General features: G+C 42.2%; 12 protein-coding genes. 6 read left to right on the top strand and 6 right to left on the bottom strand.

Going from position 1 to position 13,593, the window contains the following annotated elements; genetic code table 11:
• Nucleotides 1–50: 50 nt before the first annotated feature.
• The 6 genes from ileS (at nucleotide 51) to E3D81_RS08945 (ending at nucleotide 7,048) form a co-directional block, all read left to right on the top strand.
• A complete protein-coding gene (ileS, locus tag E3D81_RS08970) occupies nucleotides 51–3,464 on the top strand; it encodes an isoleucine--tRNA ligase (protein WP_134778421.1) in 3,414 nt (1,137 codons plus the stop codon).
• 3 nt (nucleotides 3,465–3,467) lie between these two features.
• A complete protein-coding gene (locus E3D81_RS08965; protein ID WP_099365942.1) occupies nucleotides 3,468–3,851 on the top strand; it encodes a TraR/DksA family transcriptional regulator in 384 nt (127 codons plus the stop codon).
• 58 nt (nucleotides 3,852–3,909) lie between these two features.
• Entirely contained in the window at nucleotides 3,910–4,560 is a 651-nt protein-coding gene (locus tag E3D81_RS08960; protein WP_099365943.1) for a lipoprotein signal peptidase, read from the top strand.
• 69 nt (nucleotides 4,561–4,629) lie between these two features.
• A complete protein-coding gene (locus E3D81_RS08955) occupies nucleotides 4,630–5,592 on the top strand; it encodes a M20/M25/M40 family metallo-hydrolase (protein WP_134777194.1) in 963 nt (320 codons plus the stop codon).
• Entirely contained in the window at nucleotides 5,580–6,512 is a 933-nt protein-coding gene (locus E3D81_RS08950; protein ID WP_134777193.1) for an SDR family oxidoreductase, read from the top strand. Before E3D81_RS08955 ends, E3D81_RS08950 begins: the two co-directional genes overlap by 13 nt.
• A gap of 2 nt (nucleotides 6,513–6,514) precedes the next feature.
• Nucleotides 6,515–7,048, top strand: a complete 534-nt coding sequence (locus tag E3D81_RS08945) for an acyl-CoA thioesterase (RefSeq protein ID WP_134778420.1) — start codon at nucleotides 6,515–6,517, stop codon at nucleotides 7,046–7,048.
• A 17-nt stretch (nucleotides 7,049–7,065) separates the two neighbouring features.
• On the opposite strand, the gene E3D81_RS08940 is transcribed toward E3D81_RS08945, so the two are convergent.
• From E3D81_RS08940 to E3D81_RS08915, 6 genes are all read right to left on the bottom strand, one after another.
• Complete coding sequence (locus E3D81_RS08940) at nucleotides 7,066–10,260, bottom strand: sensor histidine kinase (RefSeq protein ID WP_134777192.1); 3,195 nt, start codon at nucleotides 10,258–10,260, stop codon at nucleotides 7,066–7,068.
• Between the two features lie 11 nt (nucleotides 10,261–10,271).
• On the bottom strand, nucleotides 10,272–11,009 hold the full coding sequence (locus E3D81_RS08935) for a LytR/AlgR family response regulator transcription factor (protein ID WP_134777191.1): 738 nt from the start codon (nucleotides 11,007–11,009) through the stop codon (nucleotides 10,272–10,274).
• A 163-nt stretch (nucleotides 11,010–11,172) separates the two neighbouring features.
• Nucleotides 11,173–11,583, bottom strand: a complete 411-nt coding sequence (locus E3D81_RS08930; protein WP_099365949.1) for an EVE domain-containing protein — start codon at nucleotides 11,581–11,583, stop codon at nucleotides 11,173–11,175.
• 27 nt (nucleotides 11,584–11,610) lie between these two features.
• On the bottom strand, nucleotides 11,611–11,961 hold the full coding sequence (gldC, locus tag E3D81_RS08925; protein ID WP_099365950.1) for a gliding motility protein GldC: 351 nt from the start codon (nucleotides 11,959–11,961) through the stop codon (nucleotides 11,611–11,613).
• A 2-nt stretch (nucleotides 11,962–11,963) separates the two neighbouring features.
• Nucleotides 11,964–12,206, bottom strand: coding sequence for a hypothetical protein (locus E3D81_RS08920; RefSeq protein WP_134777190.1), 243 nt, complete (start codon nucleotides 12,204–12,206; stop codon nucleotides 11,964–11,966).
• A complete protein-coding gene (locus E3D81_RS08915) occupies nucleotides 12,203–13,555 on the bottom strand; it encodes a DEAD/DEAH box helicase (RefSeq protein WP_134777189.1) in 1,353 nt (450 codons plus the stop codon). The genes E3D81_RS08920 and E3D81_RS08915 overlap by 4 nt, the downstream gene beginning before the upstream one ends.
• Nucleotides 13,556–13,593: the final 38 nt, after the last annotated feature.

Genomic DNA, 13,593 nt, shown 5'->3' with positions numbered 1-13,593 from the left:
TGCTTTTAATTCATTAAATTAGCGACCTTAAAATTTAGAATAGGAATTTGATGTACAAGGAATATAAGCAGTTAAATCTATCAGAGATCGGCAAAGAAGTATTGAAACGTTGGGAAAACGAAAATATATTCGAAAAAAGTATTTCCAATCGCCCTGCCAGCAAACCATACACCTTTTATGAAGGCCCGCCTTCAGCAAATGGAATGCCCGGCATTCACCATGTGATGGCGCGTGCGATCAAGGATATTTTCTGTCGTTATAAAACCTTGAAAGGTTTCCAGGTAAAACGTAAAGGTGGTTGGGATACCCATGGTCTTCCGATCGAACTGGCGGTGGAAAAAACCTTGGGAATCACCAAAGAGGATATCGGCAAAAAGATCTCTGTGGAAGAGTACAACGATGCCTGTCGCAAGGAAGTCATGAAATACACCGATGTATGGAACGACCTTACCTTGAAAATGGGGTATTGGGTAGATCTGGAAAACCCGTACATCACCTACCAGAACGAATATATCGAGACCCTTTGGTTCTTATTGAAAGATCTGTACAAAAAAGGGCTTTTATACAAAGGCTATACCATCCAGCCGTATTCTCCGGCTGCAGGTACGGGCTTGAGTTCGCACGAACTTAACCAGCCTGGTACCTATAAGGATGTAAAGGATACCACGATCGTTGCGGAATTCAGATTGGATAAACAACAGATCCATCCGATGTTGGACAGCCTAGTGGAATCTCCAGAGGAAGATGTCGCATTCATTGCCTGGACCACCACGCCATGGACGCTACCAAGCAACACCGCATTGGTTGTTGGTAAGAACATCGATTATGTAAAAATCCGCACCTTCAACCAGTACACCGGTCTTCCAGTATCCGTAATTTTGGCGAAGGCATTGATCCCGAAACACTTCAAGGCCGAAGGCCAACAAGTATCCTTCCAGGACTACAGCCTAGGCGATAAAGTTATCCCTTGGGAAATCGCTGCAGAATTCAAAGGGGAAGAACTAGCGGGATTGCGATATCATCAATTATTGCCATACATCAGCTCCGAAGAATTGCTTGATAAAGCCTTCCGCGTGATCATTGGCGATTTTGTAACCACGGAAGATGGTACAGGTATCGTTCATGCTGCACCAACTTATGGTGCCGATGACTTTAGGGTAGCCCGCGAAAATGGGGTGCCTGCTATCATGGTGAAAGATGAGTTCGGAAAAGATGTTCCTACCGTAGACAAAACCGGTCGTTTTGTGAAGGAAGTAACTGATTTTGCTGGCCGATTCGTGAAAGAGGAATACTATTCGGCAGAAGAAAGAGCCGATAAGGATTTCCGCCCTACGGATGTACTGATCGCCATCAAACTGAAAGAAGACAACAAGGCATTTGATGTCAAAAAATATGAGCACACCTATCCTCACTGTTGGAGAACGGATAAACCGGTACTTTACTATCCTTTAGATAGCTGGTTCATCAAAACTACCGCACGTAAGGAAGAATTGGTGGCTTTGAACAAAACCATCAACTGGAAACCTGAAGCTACGGGTTCCGGACGTTTCGGAAACTGGTTGGAAAACCTGGTCGACTGGAACCTTTCCCGTTCTCGTTACTGGGGTACTCCTCTTCCGATCTGGAGAAGTGAGGACGAAAACGAAGAGATCTGCGTAGGCTCCATGCCGGAATTGAGATCTTTGTTGGAAGCTTCCCTATCGACTGATGTGCTTTCAGCAGATGAAAAAAGAGTGAACAAGGCCTATCTGGATAAATTCGGTACGGATGAATTGGATCTACACCGTCCTTATGTGGATGATATCATCCTGGTATCAGAAGGCGGTCAGAAATTATACCGTGAACCCGATTTGATCGATGTATGGTTTGATTCTGGAGCCATGCCGTATGCACAATGGGGATTAGACTACGATAAATTGGCGAAAGGTGATCCTCAGCCGTTCAAAGACGAATATTTCTCTGCTTTCCCGGCAGATTTTATTGCTGAGGGAGTAGATCAAACGCGTGGCTGGTTCTTTACCCTTCACGCGATATCGACCATGTTCAAGAATTCAGTAGCCTTCAAAAACGTCGTTTCGAACGGCTTGGTACTGGACAAAAATGGTAACAAAATGTCCAAACGCCTGGGTAATGGTGTGGATCCATTTGCGACCATCGAAAAATACTCTGCGGATGCAACCCGTTGGTACATGATCAGCAATGCTGCTCCATGGGACAACCTGAAATTCAATGAAGAAGGATTGGATGAAGTACGCCGTAAATTCTTCGGTACGCTTTACAACACCTATGCCTTCTTCGCCTTATATGCGAACATCGACAAATTCAGTTATGCTGAGCCGGATATCGCTATCCAGGATCGTCCGGAGATCGATAGATGGATCATCTCCTTATTGAACAGTTTGAGCAAAGAGGTGGATGAATTCTATGCCGATTACGAACCGACCAAAGCGGCACGTGCGATACAGACTTTCGTGGATGAGCATTTGAGTAACTGGTATGTACGTTTATGTCGTCGTCGTTTCTGGAAAGGGGAATATAGCCAGGATAAGATCTCGGCCTATCAGACCCTTTATACCTGTTTGGATACGATTGCCAAATTGATGGCACCTATATCGCCATTCTTTGCAGATCAACTGTATCTGGATCTAAACGCTGCTACGAAAAAAGAAAACTTCGAATCGGTACATTTAGCAGATTATCCTGCCTACCATGCTGATTTAGTTGATAAAGACCTGGAAGAGCGTATGGCTTTGGCGCAGGATATCTCTTCCTTGACCCTATCCCTACGTAAAAAGACGGGTATCAATGTTCGTCAACCTTTAGGAAAGATCATGGTTCCGGTATTGGACAACGCCTTCCAGGAAAAGGTGGAGAAAGTAAAAGATTTGATACTTTCCGAAACGAACATCAAAAACCTGGAGTTCATTACCGATACGACCGGCATCATCAAGAAAAAGGTAAAACCTAACTTTAAGGTTTTGGGTGCTAAAGTCGGAAAGGATATGAAAGCAGTAAGTGCAGCTATTCAGGCATTGGATGCCCAACAATTGAACGAACTGGAAATCCAAGGTCAAATCCAGCTTCCAGGTACTGCATACAGCATTACTACAGAGGATGTGGAAATTATTGCCGAAGATGTAGAAGGATGGCAAGTGGCCAATCTTGGTCGTTTAACGGTTGCTTTGGACATCCATATTAGCCAAGAATTAAAAGAGGAAGGTCTTGCTCGTGAGCTCATTAATCGTATCCAGAACTTAAGAAAAGACAAAGGTTTTGAAGTTACCGACCGCATAAATGTAACTATTAGTCAAAATACTGAAATTCAAGAAGCTGTACAAAATAATTTCTCGTATATTTGTACGGAAATTTTAGCCAACAGTCTTAAAATCGACGGTACACTGGCAAATGGAGACACCGTTGAGATTAATGGAGAGAATTTATTGCTACTAATAGAAAAAATTTAAAGTATGGGAAACACAGAGAAAACAAGGTACAGTGATGCTGAATTACAGGAGTTTAAAGCAATAATTCTTGAGAAGTTACGTATTGCCAAAGAGGAATTATCCTCGTTGACCAAATCATTGAGCAACAGCAATGCGAACGGCACTGATGATACAGCAGGTACTTACAAAACATTGGAAGATGGATCGGCAACTTTGGAAAAAGAGCAGATCAACCAACTGGCAGCACGTCAGAAAAAATTCATCGATAACCTAGAGGCGGCTTTAGTGCGCATCGAGAACAAAACCTACGGAATCTGTAGAGAGACTGGAAAGCTTATTCAAAAAGAAAGATTGAAAGCAGTACCTCATACTACCTTAAGTATCGAGGCAAAAAACAAACAATATTAAGCGAAAGATTAAAAACAAATGGTCTTTGTAATTGCGCAAAGACCATTTTTTATGTACTATGAAAGGATATACCAAGCCCGTATTACTCATTACCATCATTTTATTGATCGACCAGATTTCTAAATTCTGGGTAAAACTGAACATGACCATTAACCAACAATTCAAAGTGATTGGCGACAAGGTTTTGATTCATTTTATCGAAAACCCTGGAATGGCCTATGGCATGGAATTCGGTGGAGAATATGGCAAGTTATTTCTTAGCGTGTTTCGTATCATCGCTGTAATCGGTATCGGTTATGGCTTGCATTACATGATCAAGAATAAGTATAACCGTGGTTTTATCCTGAATGTAGCCCTGATATTTGCCGGTGCCATGGGAAATATCATCGATTCTGCATTTTATGGTATGATATTCAGCGAAAGTACCCCTTTCCAAAAAGCGGTATTATTTCCTGAAGGCGGTGGCTATGCTACCTTTTTACATGGCTATGTGGTCGATATGCTGCATTTTCCATTGATCAATGGCACCTTTCCGGATTGGTTCCCATTCTGGGGTGGCGAACGATTCCAGTTCTTCAGCCCGATCTTCAACGTCGCTGACTCCGCCATCACCGTGGGGGTTATCATGATCTTGATTTTCCAAAAACGCTATTTCAAAGAAGAGCATGTGGAAAATTCAAATGTGAATTCAGAGATCGTAGAAGATTAATTCGTTGCTACTAACCATATATTCATGGATTAGGACCTCCTTCCTTTTTTGGATTATGTATATTTGGTCATGATAAATTTCCGAAAGCCATTTGTTGTGGCATCCATTATCCTTAGCTGTTGCTTTGTTAGCCTTACACAGGCACAGGCACAGGCTCAAGTACAAGTAAAGAACCTTAAAAAACATATCGAATACCTTTCTGCCGATAAGATGAAAGGTCGGGAAACGGGTATGGAAGGATCTTTGAAAGCAGCCGATTATGTAGAGAAACATTTCAAAAAATATGGTCTGCTTCCCAAAGGCGAACAAGGATACCGGCAGCCCTTTCTTGCTAAAGTTACCCGTAAAAAAGTAGCAGACCCAGAAAGACCATCGGATAATATCATAGGCTTTATAGACAACCAATCTCCCTATACCATTGTTATTGGGGCGCATTACGACCATTTGGGTTATGGCCATATTGGCGGATCAAGAGATTCCTTGGGCGTAGGAAAAATCCATAATGGTGCAGATGATAATGCTTCCGGCGTTGCCGGTTTATTGGAGTTGGCAAGACATTATTCCAGCAATAACATTCAAGAGGCATTCAATTTTCTGTTCATAGGTTTTGGAGCGGAAGAACTGGGCTTATTGGGTTCGAAACATTTCACAGAAAAACCGACCATTCCATTGGAGAACATACATTGGATGTTGAACATGGATATGATCGGCCGATACCAACCGGAAAATGGATTGGCGGTTATCGGATATGGCACTAGCTCGGCCTTTCCTAAGATATTTGATGGCATCAGCAGTAGCATTAAATTCAACAAGAGCAAAGATGGGAATGGCGGATCCGATCAGACCTCCTTCTATCGTAAAAATATCCCTGTTTTATTCTTTCACACCGGTGGTCATGATGATTACCACAAACCAACGGATGATGCGGATAAAATAGATTACAAGGCTTTAGAAGCTATCCTAAAATTAGAAATCGATGTAATCGATAATTCGATGAAACAACCTAAAATGGATTTTATATGGACAAATTAGGGAATTCTTCTACTAGGGTGCTATTGACAGGTTCAAATGGTTTCTTGGGACAAAAGTGTTCGGATTTTATTCTTGAAAAAACAAATTATACGCTTTGTTGCACTTCTCAATCGCCCAATCGCAATCCGAACAATACAGGTTATACCTTTGTCCAACTGGACCTTCTGGATAAGGAGGGCTTAATAGAATTGATGGAGGAATTCCAACCGACCCATATCCTACATACTGCAGCGATGACCGCCGTGGAAGCCTGCGAACAGGATCCAGTAGGATGTCAAAAGCTGAATGTGGATGTGGTGGAGCTGCTATTGGAAGCTGCAGAAAAAAATAATATCCATTTAACCTTTCTATCCACGGATTTTGTATTTGATGGCAAAAATGGGCCTTATAAAGAGATCGATGAAACCAATCCCTGCAATGCCTATGGCGCGAGTAAAGTAGCGGCTGAGCAGATCATTTTGGCTTCTTCTGCCAAAGCGGCTATTCTTCGAACCATCTTGGTCTATGGCGTTATTGCCGATAAAAAAAGATCCAATCTGGTGTTATGGGCTAAATCAAAATTAGGAGCCAATGAGGCCATCAAGGTGGTTAATGACCAATGGCGGATGCCTACCTGGGTGGATGATTTAGCGGATGCCTGTATCTTGTGCATCGAAAAATCGGCAACCGGCATCTATCATATTTCCAGCGAAAAGATGTATTCGGTTTTAGAAGCCGTACAGGAGATCGCTGATTACTGGGGATATGATAAATCCCTGATCAGCCCGATCAGTGCGGGAGAAATTGGCCAATCGGAAAACCGTCCGCAAAAAACGGGGTTTATACTTGATAAAGCGAAGAAAGAACTGGGGTATCAACCTACTTCCTTTCGTGATTCGCTTCCTTTAATCGATCAACAGATCAAATTTTACATGAAATAATGATGCAAGAGAAATTTGCTAGAGAATCTTATACAGAAATGAACGAGTTGGTGCTACCCAACGATACCAATACCTTCGGCAATCTAATGGGTGGCCGCTTATTGTACTGGATGGATATCTGTTCGGCCATGGCGGCACAAAAACATTGTAATAATCAGGTTGTCACCGTTTCTGTGGATAATGTATCGTTTAAACGGTCCATCAAATTGGGTGAGGTGGTTACTATTCAGGCACAGGTAACCCGTGCCTTCAATACCTCTGTAGAGGTACGCATGGAAATCTTTGCACAGAACCTTCCACAAGGGACGAAAGTAAAGTCCAACGAGGCTTATTATACCTTTGTTTCCATCGATGAAGAGGGAAAGCCAAAGCCTATCCCTGCATTGATCTCGGAGACGGATACGGAAAAGATCCTGTTTGAGGAGGCGCAACAACGAAGAGAATTAAGACTTTTATTGGCTGGTAAACTAAAACCAGAGAATGCAACGAAGATCAAAAACCTGGTTAAGTTGTTTGCACCGAAAGATCCTGCATAAAGCTAACTGCTGAGTTGCTATTTCCGAGGTAGGAAAATAGCAACTTGAGTCGTGTACCCTGGCTCTTTATGTGCTTCATCAAATAATAGATGGGCAAGAGGCGTAGGATAATTCTCATTGATCATATGGATCCGTTCCTGTATTCCCTTGATCCCAAAGGAGGTGGATTTAAAAACATTCGGTTTGTTCGGTTTTTTATTTTGGAATCCTACGCCATTATCTAAGATCCAGATCATCACCTGATCTTCATCCACTTCCATACGAATCAGGATTTTGCCCTGTTTATCTTTAAGATGCCGTATCCCATGATGCACGGCATTCTCCACTAAAGGTTGGATCAGCATAGAAGGGATCTTAATCTCTTCATCTAATTCTTTTCCATAGACTATTTCAAAATCAAAAGCATGATTGAATCGATGCTGTTCCAATTCCAGGTACAAACGGACCAATTGGATCTCTGAATTGATGGAAACAATGGAATATTGGGAATTTTCCAGCACGATCCGGCTCAAGGATGAAAACTTCTGGATCAGATTACTGGCGTTCCTGCTATCATTTTCCACGACATAGGCCTCAATAGAATTCAGTACATTAAATATGAAATGCGGATTCATCTGCGAGCGTATGGCTTTCAGTTCACTTTCAAACAACTTCTGTTTGAAATCCTTTTCCATCTTATCCTGTTTTTCCCTTTCAATGTCGGCTGCCTGTATTTTTATCGTTTCTACCTTTAAGGCCAATTCCTCCTCTAACTTTTCATTGTAATTTGCCTGGATACGGTTTATTTTCTTTTGCTGATGGATACGATATGCGAAGAACAGGATTATGGCAGATAGGAAGAAAAGCGCCAGCAAGGTTTTAAACCAGCCCGTAGCATACCAAAAGGATTTCATCTGGATAGGGATTTCCAATACCTCGGAAGACCAATTACCAAACCTATCCCCTACTTTTACCGCAAATACATACTCTCCACCCTTGAGATTATTGTAATAGGCGGTCTGCTCAGTGTTGGCTACTACCCAGTCCTCATCCTGCCCCTTTAATTGATAGGCAAACTTCAACGGTTGGCCGGTGACCTGTTCGGGAATCGAAAAGGATAGGGAAAAATTGTTCTCTTTGGCGGCGAATACGAGTTTATCCTTTCTCAATCGGTAGGATTGATCCTGATGAGAGACCATAAGCCTACTCAGGATGGGGCTAAGGTTTTTCGGTTGCTGTTGGAAAGGTAGTGATCGAAGATCTCCAATTATCAATCCTTTATCGGTGCACCAAACCAAGGTTTGGCCTCGGAGGTAAACATCAAAGGTATGAATATGTTCCGCAGGATATATGCCCTTACCTGGCAAAAGTTGATGGAATTGTTTGTTCTTCTTATCAAAAACCATGGTACCATCAGATGTGCTCATCCAGATCAGTTTATTTCCATCCTCTAACATGCGCTTGGCATGCAACCATGGTAAAGCATGATCATCCCGATATTGTTTGAACTCGTAGGTGTTGCCCTGCTTGATGATTTCTCCTATCCCCGTTTGCAGATTGCTGAACCAAAACCGATCATCACTGTCGGTAAAGAATGAGAATATGGTATTCGATTCTAAAGCATTCTCCTTTTTTTCATTGAACCGGAACTGTTCAAAAGCCTTATCGGGGTGTTCCTTGTTCTTTAATAACAGCAGGCCAAAACCATCCATCCCAATCCAAATTTCACCCCGAGGATCTTTACCAATACTGATCACTTTCTGATTGGGCAATCCATTCTTTTCATGGTAAAGTTCCATGGTTTTGCTCGATAGATTATATTTATAGAGTCCTGAGCTCCAGGATCCGATCCAATAATGTGGGATTCCCTTGATGGTATCCACGATCAGTTTATTGCAATCGGCCTTTCCAAAGCCATGGGTATGGCCTATGATTTCCAAGGGTTCCAGTTTCTTTCTATCTTCCACGAAACGATAAACTCCTTTATCGTAAGTGGAGAACAATAGGCCTGAAGAGGTCGCATGGATGGCACTAATCTTTAAGCTATCCAAGGAAAAACTGCTCAGCCTTTGCTTAAAATCTGGGCTTATCTTGCCAAAAGTGGTTTGTGTAAAATACCAAGGATCTCCCCTCCAATTGCGGATATGTTGAATGGGATCTGTTGCATATTTGGGGTTAGAAATCAAGGTAGAAACAGTATTCAATGGATTGGCGTAGAAAAACAATCCCGATTCGCTACCGATCCAATAGCCTTGTTCAACCGGCAGAATCTCCTGTATCCGGGAAGGTTTGGGTAGTTCAGGCATCAGTTTATCCCAGGAGATACGTTCGATCTCACCGTTATGCCTATGAAGGATCTCCATACCCCAAACATTATGCCCAACTAGCAATTGATCTTCCTTCGGAAGGTAGGCCAAAGCACTGGCAAAATTATCATAGAAATCTTTATTCTTGTTCCAGTGCAACAATTGCGATTGAAATCGCTTCATGTCATAATCCAAGCGGATCACGTCATGATCATAATAACCTGCATAAACCGCATCCGGTGCAAGCGCAAAACTGGACACCGCATTCTCACCCGGATTTTCCAGGTTGAAGTATAACGTTTGTTTGGTTTTGGGATGATATTTCAGTAACCCATTATACCGGGTACCAATCCATATATTACCTTCCTGATCCTCCGCTAAGGAATAAACACTGGCAAAGGTATGGCGTGTTAATCCAGGGAAGTGAACCAAAGAAACCTCTCCAGTTTCCGGATTCAACACCTGAAGATTGGTTTCCTGCCCTCCAAAATAAACAAGACCAGACTTAGCAGCCAGCACATCGTACAGATCGGATTTGATCAGGTCACCATTGGAGACTTTTGCATAAAAAGACTTCACCGCCTGATCTGGCGGAAGCGACGGATCATAACAGAGTAGGCCACGATTATGGGTAGTGATCCATAAACGGTCTTTTTGGTCTATGGAAATTCGACCCAGGTTATTAGAAAAAGCTTCCTTGGCGTAATTGAGGTTGACATCTACAAACCGGAGTCCATCAAAATAGGATAAACCCCTCTTTGTACTGATCCAGAGCAGCCCTTTGCTATCTTTCGCCAACCCAGCAATCCGATCACTGGCAAGCCCTTCTTTTACCGTAAAATGCAGAAAATTATAGGTTCTTTCCTGCCCAATCGTAGAGTTAAACAGAAAGGTAAAAACAACCAAAAGGAATATCCTGCATGCCAAAACAGATTGTTTTAAGTGGAAAATAATCGTTCTATCAATAGGTTTTTCTTACTGGCGGAGACTTCAAGTTCTGAACCATCAATCATCTCCACTGTACCACCATCGCCTTTTTTGTATTTGATGATATAATCTAAATTTACGATTATACTTCGGTTTATCCGCAGGAAATTACCGGTTTCCAACTGAACCTCAAACTCTTTCAACGTTTTGGATACCATGATCTTAGAGAGGTTCGTGAGGTAGAAAACACTGTAATTGCTCATGGCTTCTACACGGAGGATATCTTCTCTTTTAATTAAATGTATCCCCTCGGAGGTCGGCAAAGCCATTTTTAAAGCAGGATTTGGTTTGGATTCGTGAAAATCCATTTTCCGGATCTTCTCTTTCAACTGGATTTTAGATTCCAGTTTGTCTATTGCCTTACTGAGCTCCTCCATATCCACAGGTTTGAGCAGGTAATCCAGCGCATTCGCCTTCAGCGCATCAAGTGTATAGATATTATAGGCGGTTACAAAGATGACTTCAAAATCAAACTGGCCAAGGCTTTCCAGGAATTCAAAGCCATTCATAATGGGCATTTCCACGTCCAGAAACACAACATCGACCTTGAGGTTTCTTATTTGTTGTAAAGCCTCCTGGGGATCGTTATAAACAGCGATCACTTCAATTACCTCCATGAAATCCTGAAGCTTATGTTGAAGCAAGGTGCTCCCACGGCTTTCATCATCCAAAATAACCGCTTTTATCATGGTAAAGCATATATTATTAGTCAATAAGGATGTATGGGCATTATGCCTGTCTGCATACATCCTTATTAAAGGTAAATTAAATATTTAGGAGATTAAAAAAGAATGAGTGAATAAGGCTATTCACTGTGTAAACATGGATATTGAATGAGCGACGCTATCCGATCTACTCGCCAGTACCCATAGCGACCAATCGATCGAATTCTTCTCTTTTCAAGGGCATCACCGATAATCGTCCCTGTCTGACCAGGGCAATATCCTGCAATTGTGGATCAGCTTTAATGGTTTCCAGGGTTACGGGAACCTTGAATGTTTCAACTGGTGCCAGATCCACCACTACCCAACGCTCATCCTCGGTCGTTGGATCTTGGTAAAATTCCTTGACCACCTTCGCCATACCTACAATTTCCTTCCCTTCATTGGAATGGTAGAATAGAACAAGATCACCCTTTTTCATGGCTTTCAGGTTGTTCCTCGCTTGATAATTACGAACACCGTCCCAGAAAGTTTCACCATCTTTATTAAACTGTTCCCAACTATACTTGAAGGGCTCTGACTTTACCAAAAAATAATTCATGTCCTTAATTGTTGTGTATAGTTGAAATTAATTCTGTTGTTCTAATATTTCCATTTTATCGGCATAATGTGCACAATAATCCCGAAGATCGGCAATTACTTTTTCGGCCATTGGATCACCTCCAGATGCTCTAAGGAAAGAATCGCCCAAGGTTTGCATAGTCTCGTAAAAGAATCTTTTCATTTCATCGTACGGCATATCCTTGGTCCAAAGATCAATACGCATGGAATTTTTATATTGGCTATCCCATAAAGCTAAAAACATAGCCTTTGCCGGCAATTCATCACTTGACTCGCCATCTGATGAACTCCATAGGATCTGCTCTGGAACATTCTTATCATCCAATTCTACTTGGAGCTTTATTTCTGCTTTTTTCATATCTAAAACTGTGTATTTATCAATATACTAATGATCCCCACTACGAGCACAAAGCCAATCTGCATCATCCATAATTTCTTGACATCCTTGGTCCATAATCGGAACAGGATATCCAGAATAATCAGGACAACAATCAACAAAATGAGCCATCCCCAGGAAAACAAGTGTTCCTTTGTATCGCCCATTTCAGAGATTGACCATACGATAATACAGGCCAATGTGATATTGAGGGGAGTTAATTTCATCTTCTTTTTCCAGGTTTTGAAGGCCCTTTCTTAGGTCCTTTCCCTTTTCCTGCGCCCTTTGCTCCCGGCCCCCGGCCAGACGACTTTCTGTTGTTCATCTTCATGGCATATTTCTTCTCATGGAAAGCACCTTTGAAATCAGGATCGTCCTTCTTTTTCTGGTTATCTATTTCACGGGCAATTGCTTGTTTTTCATCGAACGGTGTTTTCTCCAGTACCACTTCCGCTGGCATCTCCTTCACTGGAATGGTTTGCTTGATCAACTTTTCGATCTTCGCGACATAATATTCTTCAGCTGGATTACAGAAGGTAATCGCATCACCAGTATTATAGGCTCTTCCCGTACGGCCAATGCGATGTACATAATCTTCAATAACGATCGGTACATCAAAATTGATCACATGGCTTACCTGGGTCACATCCAATCCTCTAGCTGCCACATCCGTAGCGACCAAGATCCGTACTGATCCTTCTTTGAAGGAATTAATCGAATTGATCCTGGTATTTTGTCCTTTATTGGCGTGGATCACACGCACCGCTTCTGGTCCATATTTACGCTCCAGATAACCAAATATATTATCGGCCACGGTTTTTGTTTTACAGAAAACGATGACCCTTGTAAAAGCCTGATCATCCTTAAAGAAATGCTGTAATAAATTCAGCTTCGTCTTTAAATTAGGTACATGATATAGACTTTGTTCGACTGTTTTGGCGGGTGTAGCTTGTTCCGTCACCTCTATTACAGTTGGGAATTCCAAGAAATCTCCTGCAATCTTACGAACTAATTCGCTCATGGTGGCCGAGAACAGTAAGTTTTGACGCTTACGTGGCACGATTTCCAAAATCCGATGGATTTTACTGATGAATCCCATGTCCATCATCTTGTCTGCCTCATCCAACACCAAAAACTTCAGGCTTTTTGTATTGATCTCTCCTTCCAGGTAAAGATCCAAGAAGCGACCTGGTGTAGCGACAATAATATCACAGCCTTTTGCCAGTTTTTCTTTTTGGGTTTTAGGACCTAGACCACCGTATAATAATACGGTACGTAAATCCAGGTAGGTGGAGAACAAACGGATATTCTCTTCAATCTGCATAGCCAATTCCCGGGTAGGGCTTAAGATAAGCGCCCGAGGGTCATTGCCTTGTGCATATTTCAGCTTCATCAGCATGGGTAGTACATAAGCTGCAGTCTTTCCCGTTCCGGTTTGGGCAATTCCCATCACGTCCTGTCCTGCTAGAACAGGGGTGATTGCTTTTTCCTGAATTTCCGTTGGAATGGTATAGCCTGCTTCTGCAACCGCATTGAGAAGCTGCTTGTTGAGTTTAAAATCTTCAAATGATGCCATCCTTGCAAAGATAGCGAAACATTTTTCTAAATTTGTGA

The sequence above is a fragment of the Sphingobacterium sp. CZ-2 genome, from assembly GCF_004526235.1.
Classification (GTDB): domain Bacteria; phylum Bacteroidota; class Bacteroidia; order Sphingobacteriales; family Sphingobacteriaceae; genus Sphingobacterium; species Sphingobacterium tenebrionis.
Note: the sequence above shows the minus strand (reverse complement) of the source record. Positions and strands in the feature narration are given on the sequence as shown.